Origin of the sequence: Iamia sp. SCSIO 61187, assembly GCF_019443745.1 — a bacterium.
In the GTDB taxonomy this organism is placed as follows: Bacteria; Actinomycetota; Acidimicrobiia; order Acidimicrobiales; family Iamiaceae; genus Iamia.
In genome coordinates this window covers 979,674-998,776 of the sequence record NZ_CP050948.1, presented here as the reverse complement: position 1 = coordinate 998,776, position 19,103 = coordinate 979,674, and the positions used below count along the sequence as shown (strand labels likewise).

22 protein-coding genes are annotated in these 19,103 nt (G+C 68.6%); 8 read left to right on the top strand and 14 right to left on the bottom strand.

The window, feature by feature from the left end; all coding sequences use genetic code 11:
* Positions 1–126 precede the first annotated feature (126 nt).
* From HC251_RS04850 to HC251_RS04835, 4 genes are read right to left on the bottom strand one after another with little or no spacing between them, the layout of a single operon-like run.
* Positions 127–786 carry an adenylate/guanylate cyclase domain-containing protein gene (locus tag HC251_RS04850; RefSeq protein ID WP_219944179.1) on the bottom strand — a complete coding sequence of 220 codons (660 nt, stop codon included), beginning with the start codon at positions 784–786 and terminating at the stop codon, positions 127–129.
* The gene (locus tag HC251_RS04845) at positions 783–1,265 is read right to left on the bottom strand and encodes a signal peptidase II (RefSeq protein WP_219944178.1); all 483 of its coding nucleotides are present in this window, start codon (positions 1,263–1,265) and stop codon (positions 783–785) included. Before HC251_RS04845 ends, HC251_RS04850 begins: the two co-directional genes overlap by 4 nt.
* Positions 1,262–3,205 carry a cation-translocating P-type ATPase gene (locus tag HC251_RS04840; protein WP_219944177.1) on the bottom strand — a complete coding sequence of 648 codons (1,944 nt, stop codon included), beginning with the start codon at positions 3,203–3,205 and terminating at the stop codon, positions 1,262–1,264. The genes HC251_RS04845 and HC251_RS04840 overlap by 4 nt, the downstream gene beginning before the upstream one ends.
* A complete protein-coding gene (locus tag HC251_RS04835; protein ID WP_255566599.1) occupies positions 3,202–3,588 on the bottom strand; it encodes a helix-turn-helix transcriptional regulator in 387 nt (128 codons plus the stop codon). The genes HC251_RS04840 and HC251_RS04835 overlap by 4 nt, the downstream gene beginning before the upstream one ends.
* A gap of 106 nt (positions 3,589–3,694) precedes the next feature.
* Between HC251_RS04835 and HC251_RS04830 the strand changes: the two genes are divergently transcribed.
* The 3 genes from HC251_RS04830 (at position 3,695) to HC251_RS04820 (ending at position 6,625) form a co-directional block, all read left to right on the top strand.
* Complete coding sequence (locus tag HC251_RS04830) at positions 3,695–4,432, top strand: helix-turn-helix domain-containing protein (RefSeq protein ID WP_219944176.1); 738 nt, start codon at positions 3,695–3,697, stop codon at positions 4,430–4,432.
* 41 nt (positions 4,433–4,473) lie between these two features.
* Positions 4,474–5,373, top strand: a complete 900-nt coding sequence (locus HC251_RS04825) for a sterol desaturase family protein (protein ID WP_219944175.1) — start codon at positions 4,474–4,476, stop codon at positions 5,371–5,373.
* Positions 5,374–5,485: 112 nt separating this feature from the next.
* The gene (locus tag HC251_RS04820) at positions 5,486–6,625 is read left to right on the top strand and encodes a site-specific integrase (protein WP_219944174.1); all 1,140 of its coding nucleotides are present in this window, start codon (positions 5,486–5,488) and stop codon (positions 6,623–6,625) included.
* Positions 6,626–6,961: 336 nt separating this feature from the next.
* Here the strand turns inward: HC251_RS04820 and HC251_RS04815 are convergent, their stop codons facing one another.
* Together HC251_RS04815 and HC251_RS04810 are read right to left on the bottom strand one after the other, a co-directional pair.
* Entirely contained in the window at positions 6,962–7,435 is a 474-nt protein-coding gene (locus HC251_RS04815; RefSeq protein WP_219944173.1) for a YdeI/OmpD-associated family protein, read from the bottom strand.
* A 244-nt stretch (positions 7,436–7,679) separates the two neighbouring features.
* On the bottom strand, positions 7,680–8,078 hold the full coding sequence (locus tag HC251_RS04810; RefSeq protein WP_219944172.1) for a heavy metal-responsive transcriptional regulator: 399 nt from the start codon (positions 8,076–8,078) through the stop codon (positions 7,680–7,682).
* 56 nt (positions 8,079–8,134) lie between these two features.
* Between HC251_RS04810 and HC251_RS04805 the strand changes: the two genes are divergently transcribed.
* Complete coding sequence (locus tag HC251_RS04805) at positions 8,135–8,431, top strand: thioredoxin family protein (RefSeq protein WP_219944171.1); 297 nt, start codon at positions 8,135–8,137, stop codon at positions 8,429–8,431.
* Between the two features lie 245 nt (positions 8,432–8,676).
* Here HC251_RS04805 and HC251_RS04800 read toward each other — a convergent pair whose 3' ends face one another.
* A complete protein-coding gene (locus HC251_RS04800; RefSeq protein WP_219941247.1) occupies positions 8,677–10,017 on the bottom strand; it encodes an IS256 family transposase in 1,341 nt (446 codons plus the stop codon).
* A gap of 107 nt (positions 10,018–10,124) precedes the next feature.
* On the opposite strand from HC251_RS04800, the gene merB reads away from it, so the two are divergent.
* Positions 10,125–10,730, top strand: coding sequence for an organomercurial lyase (merB, locus tag HC251_RS04795; protein ID WP_219944170.1), 606 nt, complete (start codon positions 10,125–10,127; stop codon positions 10,728–10,730).
* 345 nt (positions 10,731–11,075) lie between these two features.
* Positions 11,076–12,389, top strand: a complete 1,314-nt coding sequence (locus HC251_RS04790) for an NAD(P)/FAD-dependent oxidoreductase (protein ID WP_219945616.1) — start codon at positions 11,076–11,078, stop codon at positions 12,387–12,389.
* A 199-nt stretch (positions 12,390–12,588) separates the two neighbouring features.
* On the opposite strand, the gene HC251_RS04785 is transcribed toward HC251_RS04790, so the two are convergent.
* The 5 genes from HC251_RS04785 to HC251_RS04765 all read right to left on the bottom strand — a co-directional run bounded on the left by HC251_RS04785 (position 12,589) and on the right by HC251_RS04765 (position 14,894).
* Complete coding sequence (locus HC251_RS04785) at positions 12,589–12,927, bottom strand: YnfA family protein (protein WP_219944169.1); 339 nt, start codon at positions 12,925–12,927, stop codon at positions 12,589–12,591.
* Between the two features lie 109 nt (positions 12,928–13,036).
* Positions 13,037–13,309 carry a hypothetical protein gene (locus tag HC251_RS04780; RefSeq protein WP_219944168.1) on the bottom strand — a complete coding sequence of 91 codons (273 nt, stop codon included), beginning with the start codon at positions 13,307–13,309 and terminating at the stop codon, positions 13,037–13,039.
* On the bottom strand, positions 13,306–14,058 hold the full coding sequence (locus tag HC251_RS04775) for a MerR family transcriptional regulator (RefSeq protein ID WP_219944167.1): 753 nt from the start codon (positions 14,056–14,058) through the stop codon (positions 13,306–13,308). Before HC251_RS04775 ends, HC251_RS04780 begins: the two co-directional genes overlap by 4 nt.
* Positions 14,059–14,114: 56 nt before the next feature.
* Positions 14,115–14,435 carry a hypothetical protein gene (locus HC251_RS04770; protein ID WP_219944166.1) on the bottom strand — a complete coding sequence of 107 codons (321 nt, stop codon included), beginning with the start codon at positions 14,433–14,435 and terminating at the stop codon, positions 14,115–14,117.
* A gap of 78 nt (positions 14,436–14,513) precedes the next feature.
* Positions 14,514–14,894: a heavy metal-responsive transcriptional regulator gene (locus HC251_RS04765; protein ID WP_219944165.1), complete on the bottom strand. Its 381-nt coding sequence runs from the start codon at positions 14,892–14,894 to the stop codon at positions 14,514–14,516.
* 123 nt (positions 14,895–15,017) lie between these two features.
* On the opposite strand from HC251_RS04765, the gene HC251_RS04760 reads away from it, so the two are divergent.
* Positions 15,018–15,431, top strand: a complete 414-nt coding sequence (locus HC251_RS04760) for a hypothetical protein (RefSeq protein WP_219944164.1) — start codon at positions 15,018–15,020, stop codon at positions 15,429–15,431.
* Positions 15,432–15,606: 175 nt separating this feature from the next.
* Entirely contained in the window at positions 15,607–16,746 is a 1,140-nt protein-coding gene (locus HC251_RS04755; protein ID WP_219944163.1) for a site-specific integrase, read from the top strand.
* Positions 16,747–17,064: 318 nt separating this feature from the next.
* Here HC251_RS04755 and HC251_RS04750 read toward each other — a convergent pair whose 3' ends face one another.
* Together HC251_RS04750 and HC251_RS04745 are read right to left on the bottom strand one after the other, a co-directional pair.
* The gene (locus HC251_RS04750) at positions 17,065–18,480 is read right to left on the bottom strand and encodes a hypothetical protein (protein WP_219944162.1); all 1,416 of its coding nucleotides are present in this window, start codon (positions 18,478–18,480) and stop codon (positions 17,065–17,067) included.
* Positions 18,477–19,088, bottom strand: coding sequence for a hypothetical protein (locus HC251_RS04745; protein WP_219944161.1), 612 nt, complete (start codon positions 19,086–19,088; stop codon positions 18,477–18,479). The genes HC251_RS04750 and HC251_RS04745 overlap by 4 nt, the downstream gene beginning before the upstream one ends.
* Positions 19,089–19,103: the final 15 nt, after the last annotated feature.

Genomic DNA, 19,103 nt, shown 5'->3' with positions numbered 1-19,103 from the left:
TTGGTCCGCCGACTGATCGCACTTCTGCACCGCGATGCAGAGTCATCCGAATGCGTGCGAGGTCGCGCAGGTCACCATGTCGAGCCGAACACAGGCACGCGCGGGATTGTCAGCTATGCGCGCCGGTCACTGCTCGCCGGTGGGGAGGCGGTCGAAGGTCCTAACGCATTCGGGCGAGCAGAACAGGTGTTCGACACCGTTGACGGTGCGGGTGGCGGCGGCGCTGGATCTTGCGACTGCCATCTGGCAGATGGGATCGACGGAACGGTCGGGCAGAGCGGGACATGAGGTGATGGCGTAGAGGTCGACCGGTTCGGGGATACCGCGAAGCGCGGTCGGTCCGAGGGCGGCGACGGCCATGCCGGCGTGCTCGGCGGCGTCGGCGACCGCAGCGGTGGCGACCACTTGGTCGGGTTGCGCGAGGGCGGCGATGCGGGCCGCGACGTTGACGGTGGCTCCGAACCAGTCGCCGCCGCGTTCCACGACCGGCCCGTGGTGGAGTCCGATGCGCAGGAGCGGGAAGGCGGCCTCGTGATCGGCGAGGTGGCAGATCCGCCCGGCGAGAGCGAGAGCTTCATGCGAGCTGTTGGAGACCAGCATGACGGCGTCGCCGATGCCCTTCACCAGTTGGTCGCCGTCGCCGAGGGAGGTGGTGGTGAGCTCGCCGAGCCGCTCGGCGAGGTCGGCGGCCGTCTCGTCGCCGTGGGCGGCGGTGGCCACGGTGAACCCGGCGAGGTCGATGAAGACCACGGTGCGTTCGATGGCAGTCGGGTCGGTGTCGGTCATGGCACGGTCGCTGGCTCGTCGGGTGGGGCGCGCCAGGCTGTGGCCGCAAGCGCGAACGCTCCACAGACGATGGCGATGTCGGCGACGTTGAAGGTCGGGCACCAGCCGGTGTAGAGCATGTCGACGACGGTGCCGGCTTGCGACCGGTCGGCGACGTTGGCCAGTGCGCCGCCGACGACGACGCCCGCAGCGATGGAGCTGGCGAACAGGCCTCGCCACGCCGCGACGGCGATGCCGGCGGCGACGGCGCCGGTGAGGGTGAGGACCAGCCACGTCGGGGTGTCGGTGCCCATGCCGAACGCGACGCCGGGGTTGTGGGAGAGGCGGAGATCGAGCGGGCCCGGCAGGTCGATGTCGCGGTCGGCGAGCGCGGCGCTCGCCGCGATCTTGGTGGCGAGGTCGATGGCGAACACGGCGGCCGCGGTGGCCACGAGGGTGAAGTGCTTGCGTCGGGACGGGCCGGAGAGGTCGGTGGTCATTTGCGGGCGAGCCGGAGTCCGTTGGCGATCACGGCGAGCTCGGAGAGTTCGTGGGCGAGCACCGCGACTGGCAGGCCGAACACCCCGAAGAGGGCGCCGGGGACGAGCACGGCGAGGATGACGAGGCTGAGCGCGATGTTCTGGGCCACGACTCGGCGGGTGCGGCGCCCGATGCGCAGGGCCTCGGTGAGCTTGGACAGGTCATCGGCCATCAGGGCGACATCGGCGGTTTCGAGGGCGACATCGCTGCCGGCGGTGCCCATCGCGATGCCGACCGACGCGGCGGCGAGGGCGGGCGCGTCGTTGACGCCGTCGCCGACCATGCCGACGTGTCCGCTGCGGGCGAGTTCGGCGATGAGTCGGGACTTGTCTTCGGGCTTGAGGTGGGCGTGCACCTCGTCGATGCCGACCTGGCTCGCGACCGCGGCGCCGGTGCGGGCGTTGTCCCCGGTGAGCATCACGATCCGGTCGACCCCCTCCTGGCGGAGCTCGGCGATGGCGTCGACGGCTTGCGGGCGGATGACGTCGGCGATGCCGATCACGCCGAGGACCCGGTCATCGACGGCGGTCACGATCGCGGTTTGGCCGGAGGTCTCGAGTTGCTCGACGCGGTCGCGCAGCCCGTTCAGTGCGAGCCCGCGGTCTTCCATGAGGGCGGGCGATCCGACCAGGTAGCGGTGGCCGTCGGCGGAGGCTTGGGCGCCGGCGCCGACGAGGGCCTCGAAGGTGTCGCCGGCCGATGTGGTGGCGATGCCGAGGTCGCGGGTGCGGATCATCACGGCTTTGGCGAGGGGGTGCTCGGAACGCTGCTCGACGACCGACGCAGCTGCCAGCACTGTGTGTTCGGTCTCGCCGGGGGCGGGGATGACGTCGACGACTCGGGGCTGGCCCTGGGTGAGAGTTCCGGTCTTGTCGAGCGCCAGCACGGTGAGCCGGGCGAGCTCTTCGAGGTAGATGCCGCCTTTGATGAGGATGCCTTTGCGGCTGGCGTTGCCGATGGCGGCGACGTAGCTGACCGGGATCGAGATCACCAGCGCGCATGGGGCGGCGGCGACGATCACCGTCGCCGCCCGGGCCACCCATTCGGACCACTCGCCGGTGAGGGCACCGCCCCCGACGGCGACGGCGAACCCGCCGGCGAGCACGGCCGGTGAGTACCGGCGGGCGAAGCGGTCCATGAACTTCTCGCCCCGGCCCTTTTGTTCTTGGGCTTCGCTGACGAGGTGCACGATCTTGGCCAGCGTGTTGTCCGCCGAGGTCGCGGTTGCCTCCACGACCAGCGCGCCGGTGGTGTTGAGGGTGCCGGCGAACACCTTGTCGCCGGTCTGCTTCTCGACCGGCGCCGATTCGCCGGTGATGGCTGCCTCGTTGAGCGCGGAGCGGCCCTCGACGATGACGCCGTCGGTGCCGAGTCCTTCGCCGGGGCGCACCACGAACCGGTCCCCCACCGCCAGCGCGTCGAGGTCGATCTCTTCCTCGACGCCGTCACGCAGTCGGTTCACGCGTTTGGGGGCGAGGTCCATCAGGGCGCGGATGGCGTTGCGGGTGCGGTCCTCGGTGAACTCTTCGAGCGCTTCGGAGATTGAGTACAGGAACGCGAGCGTGGCGGCCTCGCCCCACTCGCCGAGGCTGCCCGCGGCGAGAGTGCCGACGGTCATCAACAGCTCGATGCCGATCACCCGATCGCGCACCAGCTCGGTGACCGCCTCGAGCGCGAAGAACCGCAACCCCGCCACCGTCGAGGCCACGTACAGACCGGTGACCGCGATGTCGGGGGCGTCGAAGCGGCCGGCGACGAATCCGACGACCAGCAAGAGCCCGGCGAGCGCCGACCAGCGCACCTCCCGGCTCTCCCACACGTGCTCTACGTCATCATCGTCGTCGACATCGTCGTCGTGATCGACGTCGGCGGCGGACCCGAGGGGATCGGGGCTGTTCATTCGGCCGCCTGGTAGTTCGGGCACAAGGAGATCTCCACGCCGTCACACGCCAGCAACTGGGCGCCGGAGCGCAACACCGCCACCACCTCGGGGCGGGCGATCCGGTAGAAGACCTGACGGCCGTCGGGCCGGTCGGTCACCAACCCGCACCCCTTCAAGCACTGCAGGTGCCCCGAGATGTTGCTCTGGGATCCCTCCAACCGCTTCGCCAGGTCCGTGACTCGTAGCTCGCCGCCGCTGAGCTGGTCGAGGATGGCGAGGCGGATGGGATCAGCGAACCCCCGGAACAGCTGCGCTGCGAGCTGGACATCAGTCGACATCCGCTCACCCGACGCGCCCCGCACCGGCGGATCCGCCCGTCGGCTGCCCTTCCCGGGCAGCACCTCCTCAGGGGAACGAAGCAACGGCATAGGGCGATGATAACGGTAGATACCGTAGAGTCAATGTTTGTGAAGTCGGTCGTCTCGGATCGTGCGCTGGAGCGTGGCTGTGGCTGAGCGCCGCGCCGGCTGGGGCGGACTCGTCGCGGTCGGGCCGTGGTGGCTTCGCTACACCGGTGTCTACGGACCGACCGGTCGCCACGCCCATCACGCTGTGCAGATCATCTCCTCGACCACCGACGTGACCGTCGCCCACGGCCGCGACGCCTCCTCGACCGTGCTGAGGGCCCCGACGATCACCATCCCGTCCGACCTCGCCCATGCGATCGCCTCCTCGGGGACCGCGACCATCGTCTTCGTCGACGGCGACAGCGCCGCTGGGCGCCGCCTCTCCGCGCGTTGCGACGGCCGGCCCGTCGGTGCCGACACCCTCACCCCAGCACCGGTCGGCGACGGCGGGCAGATCGTCAGCGAGGTCCTCGCACTGGTCGACGACACCACCGTCACCGCGGCGCCGGTGACGCCTGCGGTCGCCGCCGTGCTCGCAGAGCTCGCCGATGACCCCGACGCCGGCACCCTGGTCGAGCTCGCCGCCCGCACCGGCCTGTCCCCCAGCCGCTTCTCGCAGCGCTTCGCCCGAGAGGTCGGCATCCCGCTGCGCAGCTACCGGCGGTGGGTCCGGATGCTGCACGCCGTCGAAGCCCTCGCCCAGGGCACGTCGCTCACCGCTGCCGCACATGACGCCGGGTTCGCCGACAGCGCGCATCTCACCCACACCTTCCGTGATCACTTCGGGCTCGCCCCCACCGACCTGCTCGCCGCCACCCGATTCCAGCCACCCGATTGAACGCGGCATCTGCCTACAAGCCCGCACGGCTCTCTTCCCCCATGCTCGAGACCATGACCCCTACAACGACCGACGGCACGGTGCGATCGGTGATTCGCTACACCCACCTCCCGCTGCTTCTGGTCGGGGCGGACGGGATCGTGCTCTGGGCCGCCGCAACCGGCCGCGACTGGGCGGTCATCGCCGTGATCGTCATGGCGTTGGCTTGGACCTTCCTCGCCGAGCGCCTCGCCCCGTACGACCAAGACTGGAACGTCGACCGAGACGACACTGGCCGCGACTTCCTCTACGCCGCTCTCAACGAATCCCTCAACGTCGCCAGCGTTGCGCTGCTCCCGCTGCTCGCCAGCACGCTCACGCTCGCCGACCTGTGGCCGAGCGACCTGCCCTTCGTCGTTCAAGTCCTCGGTGCGGTGTTGGTGCTCGACGCCGGCATCACCTTCGCCCACGCCGCCAGCCACCGCTTCGGTGGACTGTGGCGTTTCCATGCCGTCCATCACAGCGTGACGCGCTTCTACGGACTCAACGGGCTCATGAAGCACCCGATCCACCAAGCCATCGAGATGACCGCCGGCGTCGCCCCGCTCCTCCTCATCGGCATCCCCCAACCCGTCGCCGTCGCGGTCGCCGGCTGCGTCGCCATCCAGCTCCTCGTGCAACACGCCAACATCGACTACATCAGTGGCCCGCTCGAACGCTGGCTGGCCATCAACGCCGGGCACCGCCTCCACCACCTTCGCTACCCCGGCCAGGGCGACGTCAACTTCGGGCTCTTCACCCTCCTGTGGGACCGAGCCATGGGCACCTACACCCCGGCAAACACCCGGGCCGTGGTCACCTCCGACGACCTCGGCATCGCCGGACGACCCGACTACCCCACCACGCTCACTGGCCAGCTCGCCGAGCCCTTCCGCCCGGCCGCCGCAATGCAAGCCAGCTGACCCCGAGACGAGCCGCCCAGGCTGGCGTGTGGGCACCTCCCCCGGCGGAGGTCATCTTCCCGAGGGGCTCGTGGGGTTGGTACCGAAGTGGTCACCCTTCCACGCTTCGGCGATGGCCTACATCATCGAACGCAAGGACCGCTTCTACGTCGTCGCCTACGACGGCCTCGACCCCCTCACCGGCCGGGAACGACGACGATGGCATCCCGCCGGCCGGGACCGTCACGACGCCGAAGCGATGGCCGCCCGCATCGAACGCGACGCCGCCGGCTCAGCACCGCGGCGGGGTGGACCGGTCCATCTCGGCGAGTTCCTCACCGACACCTGGTTGCCCACCAAGCGACGCCACGTTCGAGCGTCCACCTCGTACCGCTACACGTGGATGGTCGACAACTACATCAACCCCGCCATCGGCCACGTGCCGCTCCGGCGGCTTCGCGCCGACCACCTCGACGGCCTCTACGACCAACTCGCCACGACCGGCGGCCGACACGGCACCGGCCTCGCCCCCAAGACCGTCCACGAGGTCCACGTGATCGTGCGGTCGAGCCTCGATCTGGCCATCCGCCGCCAGCTCGTCGACGGCAACGTCGCCTATGCCACCAACGCCCGCCACAAGCGCCAGACCCGCACCGTCCCCCGGTCCTGGACCGCTGCCGAACTGGCGTCGTTCCTGGGTTCGGCGCGCCGACACCGGCTGTACCCGGCGCTGCACCTCACTGCCTGCACCGGGATGCGCCGCGGTGAAGTCGCCGGGTTGAGGTGGTCCGATCTCGACCGGACGAACCAGCGCCTGTCGATCAGCCGCACCCTCCAGAGCATCGCCGGCCACCCGGTCGAGTTCCCGGTCAAGACGCGCACCAGCCGCCGCTGCATCGACCTCGACGACGCGACGATGGATGTCCTTGCACGGTGGCGGCGACACCTGCGCCGTGAAGGCCTGGCCCACGGCGCGGATGACTGGATGTTCCTCAACACCGCCGGACGGTTCCTCAACCCCGAGTCCCTCAGCCAGCTCTTCGACCGCCTCCAGCGGACGATGCCCGACCTGACACGGATCCGCTTCCACGACCTGCGCCACACCCACGCCTCGCTGCTGATCATGGACGGCGTGCCCGTCAAGGTCGTCAGCGAACGGCTCGGCCACGCCAACGTCGCCTTCACCATCCACACCTACCAGCACCTGCTCCCCGGGATGAGCGCGGCGGCCGCCCAGCAGTTCGCCGCCCTCCTCGCCGCCCACGCCCGGTAGACGTCTACCGGCACGATCCGAACGAAGCCCCAGGTCAGCGAGCCGCACCCGCCCGAGCCGGTAGATCACCCGGTAGACCCCACCCCGAACAAGCAGCAGGCCCCACTCCGAGAAGTGGGGCCTGACCAGCACATTCAAATGGTGGCGGGGGTGGGATTTGAACCCACGACCTTCGGGTTATGAGGGGCTTTCGCGCATTCGTCGTGCCAGTCCGTACCACTGCGGACCAGCGAATCCCAGCCCGCGGTGTAGAAGAGAGTGTAGAAGCCTTGAGTTGCCCACGGCGACCGGACTTCGGGTCGCTCATCGTTCGCTGAGCACCGTCGCAGTTGCCTCTCACCGGGGACGTTCCTTGATGCCCGCCTTGAGAAGGTCGACGACTTCGACGATGCGTTCGGCGCGAAGGTCTGGTCGACGCTTGGTGGCGTCGATCCAGCGGAGGTAGGCGCGGCGGTAGAACTGGGCCAGCCCGTCGAAGAACGCAGCGGCGTCGGGTTCGGCCGCGAGCGCTGCGGCGATGTCATCGGCAAGGTCGTCGCGTTGGGGCCCTTCGGGGTAGAGAACGACGTCGACCTCGTCACCGGGAGCGATTCCGCAGTCGCGTCGCCACGCCGGTCCGAGCACGATCCCCCATCCGTCGTCGATCGCTTCGACGACGGCTCGGACACCCATGCCGTTCACGGAGCCGGCCACGGGATGCGAGGGCTTGTGGCCCCAGGCGTCGTCGGGCGCGAAGGGAAGCGGTACGAGGACGCGCCGCTTTGCGTTGCTGACAACGGTCGCCGTGAAGCGACGGGAGGGGTCGGCCATGGTTCTCATCATCGCGGAGCGGACTCGGGCCGGGTCGTCGGTCACGCAGCAAGCAACTCGACTGCCACCCCTGGCGGCGCCGCTTCCGGCAGATGCGCGCCTCCAGCTGAGTCTGCTTTCGGCTGCTGGGAGTACAGCGACCGATCGCTGGTGACCTCCGGGCCCAGTTCAGCTGTTGCGCCCGATCCGCACACAGCTTCCGCTTGGGTCGAGGAAATTGAACTCGCGTGGCAGGCGCGGTTGGTCAGGTGCTGTCGATGATCTGGCAGACGGGGGAGTCGGTGCAGCGCGCCGGGTCGAGCGCGTTGGCGTTGGCGGCGAGTGCTCGCAGTTGGGTGCGGACCTGGCGCAGCTCGGCCAAGCGCTGGTCGATGTCCGCGAGGTGCCGGTCGATCAACGTGGTCACGTGTTCGCAGGGCGCCTCGCCACGGGAGCGGATGTCGATGATCTGCGCGATCTCGGCGACGGTGAAGCCTGCCGCCTGCGCGGATCGCACGAAGCGCAACACCGCGAGCGTGTCATCGTGGTAGTCGCGGTAGCCGGAACCGGTGCGAGCAGGTTCGGCGACGAGCCCGGATTGCTCCCAGTACCTGATGGTCTTGGTGGGCACGCCACTGCGTTCGCTCAGCTCACCGATGCGCACGAGCGAACCCTAGACCCCTTGACCTTCCAGTGCACGGGAAGGTTTAGGGTGGGCGCATGGAGGTTCGCATCCTGTATTTCGAGGACTGCCCGAACGTCGGCCTCGCCGAGCAACGCGTGCGCGAGGTCAGCGACGGTGATCCCGAGATCCGCGTGGTCAGCCAACGTGTCGCCGACCCGGGCGAAGCGGAAGCTGCAGGATTGCACGGCTCGCCGACGATTCTCATCGACGGTGTCGACCCGTTCGTCGAGCCGGGCACCGAGACGTCGTGGGCATGTCGGGTGTTCGTGTCGGCCGACGGCGTCCAGGGCGCGCCGTCCACGGAACAGCTTCGCGAGGCCATGGGCCTGTGAGAGCGCCCGACGCGGTCCGGTTCGGTGCCGTGTCCGCAGTGGGCATGGCGCTGTGTTGCTCGTTGACCGCCCTCGCCACGGCCGGAAGCCTGCCGGTCACCGTCAGATGGATGGGCGGATCGATCGGGCTCGGCGTGGTGGCGGGGCTTCTCGTCGGCGCGCTCGTCGTCGCCCGGCGACACGACGCTCACGCCTGCTGTGAGGGCCTGTCAAGACTTCTGTGTAAGCAGCTCGTGGTTGGGGGGTCAGATCCGGCCGGCGAGGCGGTCGGGGTAGGCGATGGTGAGGGCGCCGAGGGCGGGTCGCCATCCGTGGGTGGCGGCGCCTTCGACCAGGTGGCCGGGGGCGGTGCGCTTGTTGCGGGCCTTGCCGGCTTCGGCGGCGCGTTGGCGGGCCCGCTTGTCTTCGATGTCTCGGATGGCGAGCCAGAGGAGCTTCACGACGGCGTCGTCGTTGGGGAAGTGACCGCGGTTCTTGATGATCTTGCGGAGCTGGTAGTTCAGCGACTCGATCGTGTTGGTCGTGTAGATCACCTTGCGCAGCGCCGGCGGGAACTCGAGGAACGGGATGAACCGCTCCCACGCGGCGGTCCAGGTCGAGACCGTGGCCGGGTAGCGCTGACCGAGGTCTGACTCGGCGAACTCGAGCAAGGCGGCCTCGGCGACCTCGGCGTTGGGGGCGGTGTAGACGAGCTTGAGCGCAGCGGCGACGGCTCGGCGGTCCTTGTAGGACACGAAGCGCATCGAGGCCCGGATGAGGTGCACGACGCAGGTCTGCACGGTGGCCTGGGGCCAGGTCGCCTCGATGGCCTCGGGGAACCCGGTGAGCCCGTCGCAGCAGACGATGAGGACGTCTCGGACGCCCCTGTTGGCCAGCTCGGCGCAGACCGCCGCCCAGAACTTGGCCCCTTCGTTGGCCTGGACCCAGATCCCCAGCACGTGCTTGATGCCGTCGAGATCGACGCCGACGGCGATGTGGGCGGCCTTGTTGCGGACCTGATGGCCGTCTCGGACCTTGACCACCAGAGCGTCGAGGTAGATCACCGGGTAGAGCTCCTCGAGCGGCCTGCTCTGCCAGGCCTTGACCTCCTCGAGCACGGCGTCGGTGATCTTCGAGATCGTCTCGTGGCTCAGCTCGGTGCCCAGCGTCCGGGCCAGGTGAGCGCCGATGTCGCGGATGGTCATGCCGCCGGCGTAGAGCGAGATGATCATCTCGTCGAGGCCCCCGGTCCGCCGGGCGCCCTTCGGGACCAGCCGGGGTTCGAAGGTCCCGAGCCGGTCCCGGGGCGTGGCCAGATCGACATCGCCGACCTCGGTCGCCACCGTCTTCGGCGTGGAGCCGTTGCGCGAGTTCCCCGACCCCCGTCCGGCCGGGTCGCCCCGCTCGTAGCCGAGATGGCCGGTCAGCTCAGCGGCCAGACCCCGTTCGAGGACGGCCTTGATCATCTCGGGCAAGAAGCCGCCCTCGCCGGTCAGCTGCACCTCCCCGGCATCAACCCGGGACATCAGATCGTCGAGCAGTCCGGCATCGACGAGCTGCTGCACAGCAGCCCGCTCAGCCGACCGCTCGACCTCGTCATCGGTCATGGACACGTTCACTACCTCATGGAAGAGGAGCTCCTACACAGACCATCTGACAGGCCCTGCTGTGACGTTGAGGGCCTCCCGGGCGCCGCCACAGACAGAGCCACATCGTGACCACAGCGCCTGACCGGACTTTGCCGCTCGACGGGCACCGCGACGAACTCGCCGTTCAACGCGCGGGCCTCGCGGCGATCCGCGCCGGACAACGTCTCACAGCGACCGAGCTCGGCAGTGCCGCCGGTCTCGCGCCGGAACGCGTGCAAGTCGTCATCGACAGCCTTCTCGCCCGCCAAGCGGCCACGGTCACCGACGGCCGTGTCGACGGGATCGCTGGTCTCACGACTCGTCCGACGAAGCACACACTCACGATCGATGGCGATGATCGGCACACCTGGTGCGCGTTCGACGCCGTCGGCATCCCCGCCGCGCTCGGCCTCGACGCCGTCGCCGCCACCCGCTGCGGGTACTGCCATGCAACGATCGTCGTGACCTTCATCGCCGGCCATGCCCCCGCCGCCGAACCGTGGGGATGGCTCCCCGCTCTCGAATCCTGCGGCAACCAGCTCATCGACGAGTTCTGCTCCAGAGCCGATCTCTTCTGCAACCGCGGCCACCTCCAGCTGTGGCACTCGGCGGCTGGTTCACCACCCGGCGAACCCCACCCGCTCGACGACCTTGTCGACATCGGTCGCGCCACATGGGGCCACTGTCGTTGAAGACGGGCCCGACGCACCTCATGACTCCTCAGAGGAGCGCGGCCGTGGGGATGGTCCGGCGTCGACTCGCGGGCCACCATGACCACCGGCGGAGATCCGGGGCCCCGCCGTCCGTTAGGAGGCGTGCTGCGCCTTCTTCGACTGCCACATCGACGAGCGCAGCATGAGAGCATCTAGGACGTCGTCCGTCACCGACGGGCACTACGCCTGCGAGCATCTCAACCCGTCGACCAGGGGCTGCCTGGCAGACGTCCACCGCACCCTCGAGTCCGCTTCGAGGACCGAGCCGGCGGCCACGACGTGAGCGCCGCGGCTCCCTACGACCTGATCGTGATCGGCGCTGGGATGGCGGGCAGTGCGGCGGCCGAGAAGTGCGCCCGCGCGGGATGGCGGGTCGGGATCGTCGACGACCTCCCCTACGGCGGTACGTGCGCGCTGCGGGGATGCGACCCGAAGAAGATCCTGCGCCGCGGCGCCGAGATCGTCGACGCGGCTCAGCTCTTCGCGGGCAAGGGCATCGACCCGGCCGGGCTGCGGATCGACTGGCCCGCACTAAGCGCCCACATGCACGGCTTCACCGACCCCGTGCCTGCCAACGTGGAAACCAGCCTCACCCACCAAGGGGTCGACACCCTCCACGGCACCGCCCGATTCACCGGCGTGGACCGACTCGACATCGACGGCGCCGGCTATCGGTTCCGTCACGCCCTGATCGCCACCGGCGCCCGCCCACGACCGCTCGACTTCCCCGGCGCCGAGCACCTCCTCGACTCCACCGGCTTCCTCTACCTCGAACAGCTGCCACCCCGGGTCCTCTTCGTCGGCGGCGGGTTCATCTCCTTCGAGTTCGCCCACATCGCAGCGCGCGCCGGCACCACCGCCGTGATCGCCGACCACGGACCCCGCCCCTTGCGTCACTTCGACCCCGACCTGGTCGACCTTCTGGTGGACCGAAGCAGATCAATCAGTATCGACGTGCGTCCGGAGACCGAGATCATCGAGGTCCAACCAACCGACGACGGCTTCGAGGTCACCCTCGACACCGGCGGCGGGCGCAGCACGATCAGCACCGACCTCGTCGTCCACGGCGCCGGCCGCCAACCAGACCTGGACCGGCTCGACCTCGACGCCGCCAGCACCGCCCACGGCCCCGACGGCGTGCAGGTCGCCGGTCACCTCCAGAGCACCACCAACCCCCGCGTCTACGCCGCTGGGGACGCCGCCGACACCCCCGGAGCCCGGCTCACCCCCGTGGCGGTGTTCGAGGCCAAGGTCGCCGCCTCCAACATGGTCAAGTCGACCACCACCACCCCCGACTACGCCGGCATCGCCACCGCGGTGTTCACCATCCCCGAACTCGCACGCGTCGGTCTACTCGAGGCTGATGCCCTGGAGTCCGGCATGGACCTCGATGTCCGCTACACCGACACCAGCGGCTGGTACTCCAACTACCGCATCGGCGAAACCACCGCGGCCGCCAAGATCCTGATCGACCGCTCCAGCGACACCATCGTCGGCGCCCACATGCTCGGGCCCGAGTACGCCGAGCTGATCAACATCTGCGCGCTCGCCATCAGGCTTGGGCTCACCACCCGACAGCTCAAGTCGATGACCGCCGCCTACCCCACCATGGGCAGCGACCTCGGCTCCATGCTCTGACCTGACCCTCCACCGCACCACCCGCATGCTCCGGGAGCGACCCGATGCTTGGTGTGGGGCTCGACAGCCATCAGCCAACTGTCGGGCCGCATGCCCGATCACAGCGACGGCTGCACCCATCACGGACCCACGTCGAGAGCCCGCACGCCGACGACACCCAGCCCTTCGGGTTGGCGACGGATTCGGACGGACCAGCCGCTCAGGCGGCTACCCGCGGCGCGAACATGATGACGGCGACGCCGACGAGGCAGACGGCGGCGCCGACGTAGTCGTAGCGGTCGGGCTTGAAGCCGTCCATGACGACACCCCAAGCGAGGGAGCCGGCGACGAAGATGCCTCCGTAGGCGGCGAGGATGCGCCCGAAGTTGTTGTCGTCCTGGAGGGTGGCGACGAACCCGTAGGCGGCGAGCGCAGCGATCCCGGCGCCGATCCATGCCACGCCACGGTGCTCACGGACGCCTTGCCAGATGAGCCACGCGCCACCGATCTCGGCGACCGCGGCAACGATGAACAGGGCAACGGCCCGGGCGACGCTCACCCCGACAGGTTGTCCTGTGCTGGCGACGTGCCGCGGGATGCCTTCTCGGCGACCAGGGCATGGGAACTGGAAGATCTCGTGTGCCGGGACGCTGGAGGCATGCCGCTGTTCACGGCACGCGGCCGCGGGTCGGCGCTGCGACCGGGACTGGCGCATCGGAGGGTTCGCACTCGGCGGTGCTCGCGTGTCGGCGAGTCCGGGCGAGGATCCACGCGCCGCCGATCAGCACCACGGCGATGGCCGCGGCGAGGCCGAGGAAGATGCCGGCAGTGGCGGCAAGCCCGGCGGTCAGTCCGAGCGCGGCGATGATCGGCGGCGCACAACAAGCAACGCACGCAGCGGCAACGAACCCGCCTCGCCCGAACGCTTGGCGGGCGTTCACGACGCCGCCCCGACCAGCGAGTCGATTACGGGCTGGGCATCGGCCGGCCCGCAAACGTCCAGAAGGACGCTGTCGACTCCAACGGTGAGCGTGAAGGTGAAGAACCGACAGCAGTCCTGCTCGGCTACGACGAGCGCTGCGATGCCAGCGACGTCGACGTCGCGCCCAAAGCTCAGTCGGGTACCGCCATCGATCGCTTCGCGTCCTGTGGCGTCGGCCACAGTCGCGTCCCAAAGGGCGAGCCGGTCGCCCACCTCGTTGGCCGACAGCGTGCACGCGATCGCCGGGGCGTCTCCGTCATCGTCTCGCCTGCCGAGCACAACGGGGCGAGCGACTCCTACGGGTTCGTCGGTGGTGCAGCCGCACGAGTCGTCGCACGGTCCGGCCGGGGTGTGGGTGCCGAGTGTCGCGGCGACCCGTCGGAGCTCAGCGGTGAACCCTTCGAGCTCGGCGATCTTTGCCTGGGCGTCGGCGATCTTGGTGTCGACCAGATCACGGAGGCGTCCCTGGACCGGTGCGCACTCGTCGTCGCCGAGCAGTCCGAGCAGCTCGGTGATCTCTTCGAGCGACAGTCCGAAGCCCTTGGCCCGGCCGATGAACGACAGCAGCTCGATGTGGGTGTCGTCATAGGAGCGGTAGCCGGCGGGGGTGCGGGCGGGGCGCACAAGGCCGGACTGCTCGTAGAACCGCAGCGTCGTCGGTGGGAACCCGGTGCGTTCGGCGACCTGGGAGATCGAATAGCCGTCCATGTCGACCACCGTAAGGGTTCGACCCGACTCGAAGGTCAAGTCCCCGGCGAAGATTCTCAGCAGATCCTGCCGGTGCGGCGCCGACGAACCACCCCGAAGCCGACGACGATCGTCGCGACTGCGAGGCCGACCAGCAGCCACGCCTCGCCGGCCACGGCGCCGGACATCGCGGCGACGCCACCGATCGCGAGCGGACCGGCGAGGCATCCGATCACGCATGCCGCGGCCAACAACCCGGCTTTGAGACCCTTCCGGGATGTCGTCGCGGCCGGCTCGGATCCCGCGGGCGTGGCGCACCCACAGCCCGAGTCTGCGCACGAGCGATCCACGGCGCAGGCTTCGCTCGTCTGGTCGGGCGACGTGTTGATGGTGGTCATGTGTGGTGCCTCCGTGGCGGTTGGCCGCCGGGCTGGCGGCTGTTGCCCGGACCGTACGGTCAGCACCCGAGTCGAAGGTCAAGCACCGATCTCGGCGTCGGCGAACACGCACGCGCCGCGATCGCACGCGCCCATCACCTTGGTGACCTCGCGCCGCACGGCGCGCAGCTCGGCGATCTTGGCGTCGATCCGTTCGAGGACCGCTTCGAGTCGCCACCGCTCCGATGCACACGTGGCGTCACCCTGGTCGGTGGCGTGCAAGGCGTCGACGACCTCGTCGAGGGTGAGCCCGAGCGCCTGTAGCCGGCGGGCCAGTCGTATCCGCTCGACGGTTGCTGGCGTGTAGGTGCGATACCCCGACGGCAACCGCTCCGGCGCGGGAAGGACCCCGCGGCGTTCGTAGAACCGCACCGTGTCCACGCTCACACCCGCCGACGCTGCGACCTGTCCGATCTTCATGGTCCGAACATTCTCTTGACTCTGGACCTAAGTCAAGACCTTACGGTCACCCGGTCGGCACCAACGCCGACCTGACCCGAGGGAACCACCATGACCAGCCAACCCATCCCGATCGTCTGTGACATGACCGACGCTCCCGACACAACCGAGGAACGACTCGCCGAGTACCGCCGACTCTTCGGCAACGATCTGATCGGCCGCGAACGGACCGAGAACGGCATCCGGTTCCGGTTCAGTCTCCGCGACGGCCTCGCCGCGGAGATCCGAGACCTCGCCGCCCGCGAGAAGGCGTGCTGCGCGTTCTTCGACTTCGACATCCGCGAGCACGACAACGAGATCACCTGGGACGCCTCGGTCGTCGACGACCCCATCGCCCGCCAGATCCTCGACGAGTACTACGCCCTCCCCGACACACTCGCCGGATCGGTAGCCGACCTGTTCGACCGGTTCGCCGACAAGGGCCTCGAGATCGTGATCGCCGACGACGGCGTCATGCGCCCGGCCACCAACGCCGAACTAGGCATCGAGGGCCGGTAGTCCCCGCACCTACGGCCCTTGGATGCAGCGGGAGTCCGCACGTTAGAGATCCGGCGGGTGGGGCGTGGGCGTGCTCGACGGGATCGTGTCGTGACGGCGGCTGCCAGCCGCGGACCTCCACTCCGGGCATCCCTCTGGCTCGTCGGGTTGGCACCGAAGTGGCCACCCTTCGACGATGGCCTACATCATCGAACGCAAGGACCGCTTCTACGTCGTCGCCTACGACGGCCTCGACCCGCTCACCGGCAGAGAACGGCGACGATGGCACCCCGCCGGCCGGGACCGCCACGACGCCGAAGCGATGGCCGCCCGCATCGAACGCGACGCCGCCGGCTTCGCACCGCTACGAGGTGGGCCGGTCCACCTCGGGGAGTTCCTCACCGACACCTGGCTGCCCACCAAGCGCCGCCACGTCCGGGCGACCACCTCGTACCGCTACACGTGGATGGTCGACAACTACATCAACCCCTCGATCGGAGACGTCCCCCTCCGACGCCTCCGCGCCGATCACCTCGACGGGCTCTACGACCAGCTCGCCAGCAGCGGCGGCCGTCACGGCACCGGCCTCGCCCCCAAGACGGTGCACGAGGTCCACGTGATCGTGCGGTCCTCCCTCGACCTGGCCATGCGCCGCCAGCTCATCGACGGCAACGTCGCCCACGCAACCAACGCCCGCCACAAGCGCCCGACCCGCACCGTCCCACGGTCCTGGACCGCCGCAGAACTGGCGTCGTTCCTGCGTTCAGCTCGCCGACACCGCCTCCACCCGGCACTGCACCTCACCGCCTGCACCGGCATGCGCCGCGGCGAAGTCGCCGGGCTCAAGTGGTCCGACCTCGACCGGACCAACCAACGCCTGTCGATCAGCCGCACCCTCCAGAGCATCGCCGGTAGGCCCGTCGAGTTCCCGGTCAAGACCCGCACCAGCAGACGTTGCATCGACCTCGACGACGCCACCATCGACGTCCTCGCTCGGTGGCGGCGACGTCTCGCCCGCGAGGGCCTGCCGCACGGCGCGGACGACTGGATGTTCCTCAACACCGCTGGCCGGTTCCTCAACCCCGAGTCCCTCAGTCAGCTCTTCGACCGCCTCCAGCGCGGAATGCCTGACCTCACCCGCATCAGGTTCCACGACCTTCGCCACACCCACGCCTCGCTGCTGATCATGGACGGCGTACCGGTCAAGGTCGTCAGCGAACGGCTCGGCCACGCCAACGTCGCCTTCACCATCCACACCTACCAACACCTGCTCCCCGGCATGAGCGCCGCCGCCGCCCGGCAGTTCGCCGCCCTCCTCGCCGCCCACAGCCGGTAGACGTCTACCGGCTCACACCAGCGAAAGGCGCAGGTCACAGCGCCGGGCGCCGCCGAGCCGGTAGATCACCCGGTAGACGACTCCTCGAAACGCAGCAGGCCCCACTCCGAAAAGTGGGGCCTGACCAGCACATTCGATTGGTGGCGGGGGCAGGATTTGAACCTGCGACCTTCGGGTTATGAGGCATTCGACGTGCCAGTCCGTACCACTGCGGACCAGGGGATCCCAGCCCGCGGTGTAGATGTCAGTGTAGAAGCCCGAGCGTCGTTGATCCCCCGCGGCGACCCGGCGTCGACGGCCGCGATCGGACCACGCTTCCTAGGACTCCGTCACAGCCTGCTGCTCCAGCGCGTCGAACAGGGTTGCTGTCCGACCGACTCGGGAAACGGTGTCGCGGACTAGGCGCACCTCAGCGGCATCCCGCGCATCCGTGAGCGGCCACAGCATCGGAAGCGAACGTTCGATGAGCGAAACGATGTCGAACTGAGCGTTCGTGTGACCGGATGCCGACCTGGAGGTGAAGTCGCAAGTCACGTGCTTCCCCGACACGATCAGCCCGACCGACGCGACTGCCGTTCCGGGCAGGTCACCGACGGAGGCTAGGACCGCGTCGGTCGACGGATCGAACATGTCTTCCGATTCGATCGTCACCCGCTTCCCGTCGCCCGCAACCACAGTCACGGTCTCCACCTGCTCGTCTGCAGTCCGGTCACGGAAGGTCGCGAGGTCCAGCGCGCGTGCTTCGTCAGCAGCCACTGTCAGGTCGTCCCGGCGTGCCGCCAGGTAGGCCAAGAAATCGGAACCGCGAAGGACGAGAGCGCCCGACTCGACAGCCCACTCAGGTCCGGCATCTTCGAGCGTTCGTTGTGTCTGCTTCACGAGAAGCGTCCGCGCAAGCAGCCGGTCAGCGTTCGATCGCACGAGCGCCGCGAGGTTCGGGCCACCGCGGACACCGACATTCACAAGTCGCTCGAGCCCAACAAGCCGGCCGATCGACCGCCAGAACGCCGCATTGTCAGTCGGACCTTCCTCGAGCAGAAAGCGAAGCGCCGTGTCGTCGAGGCCGGAGAGGTCGGTGGTGACGGGGTACTGGGTGGGTTCACCCCCCGTTGCCTCCCACACGACACGGCCGAGGTTGAGCACCCGTCCGGCCTGTGCGGCGTCGAGATGCTCGGCCAGAAGTGGAGCCGCCTGGTTGACAGTGTCGGCCTCATGGTTCGAGGCCCCGGAGAAGAAGGCAGTTGCCGCAGAGGCGACCGTGCCGGCTACTGGTTCGTCGATCCACCCCTTGCCGCCCTTCAAGAGAGCGGCTGGCACCACCTGACCGAAGTCGGGGGACTTTGACGCCTCACCGAAGCGCTCAACGGCGCTGGGCTCCGTGACCAGAGTTGAAGTTGCTGGTTCTGCCGCCGGAGGTTCAGGGGACTCGTCGGCCCACTCAGATGTCAGCGAAAGCAGCACCGGCGCTTGTCTTCCGAGGAGGTCGAGGTCCCGATTGAGGAACGCCGTGCTGCTGTCCAGCCGGAGGAACACATCCCGTTGACGCGCCGGGTCACGCGGCCACGAGAGAACGAAGTCGGGGACGAACGAATGATTGAAGTAGCGAGTGTCCTTGATCTCGATGCCACGATCGAGCGCCTGCAGAGCGTTCGCGACTGTCCGCTTCACGGTCGCGATGCTCTCGTCCCAGTTGGGGACATCGAGGCCGGAGAGGATCTCTGACTGGAGGCTCACGCCGTTCCCCTGAACTCGAGCAGTGCCTTACGAACGTGTAGAAGCTCGTCACCATGCAGCGAAAGGACAACCTCCTGGCCATCCGCGAGGACGACGATCAGCAACTTCTCTGAGACCGCGGTGCCGACCGCGGCGCTGTAATCGGTCTCACCCAGAGCGATGTACTTGCACGCTTCATCCCCAGTGATCGAGGACTGGACGTACGTTGAGGTGAGTAGCTGGTCCCACGAGTTGACAAGGAAGGGTGACCAGGTAATCCAGAGGTACTGGTCATAGAAGTTCCCGGCCTCCTGCTCCACCCGGTAGCACTTCGCGAGGAACTTCCGGTACTCGGTTCCCTGGTCTGCGGGTGCGGCGTACTTCTTGCTCTCCGCGAGGAAGACCTGGCCATTCGCATCGCCCCCGAGGAAGTTTCCTCCCAGGTCAAACGAGAAGTGATCACCCTGGGCATTCGAGCCAGGTGGCGCGCCCGCCTTCATGAACTGCAGCTTCTTGATGCCATTCGTAGGGTTGTTCCACTTCACCTCGGCTCGGCATGTCGACTCAAGCCAGCGCTTGGCGCGCTGAGCTCCGTGGTCACCAAGCTGCTGGATCTGTTCCCCCGTCATTGGCATCCTGGACCT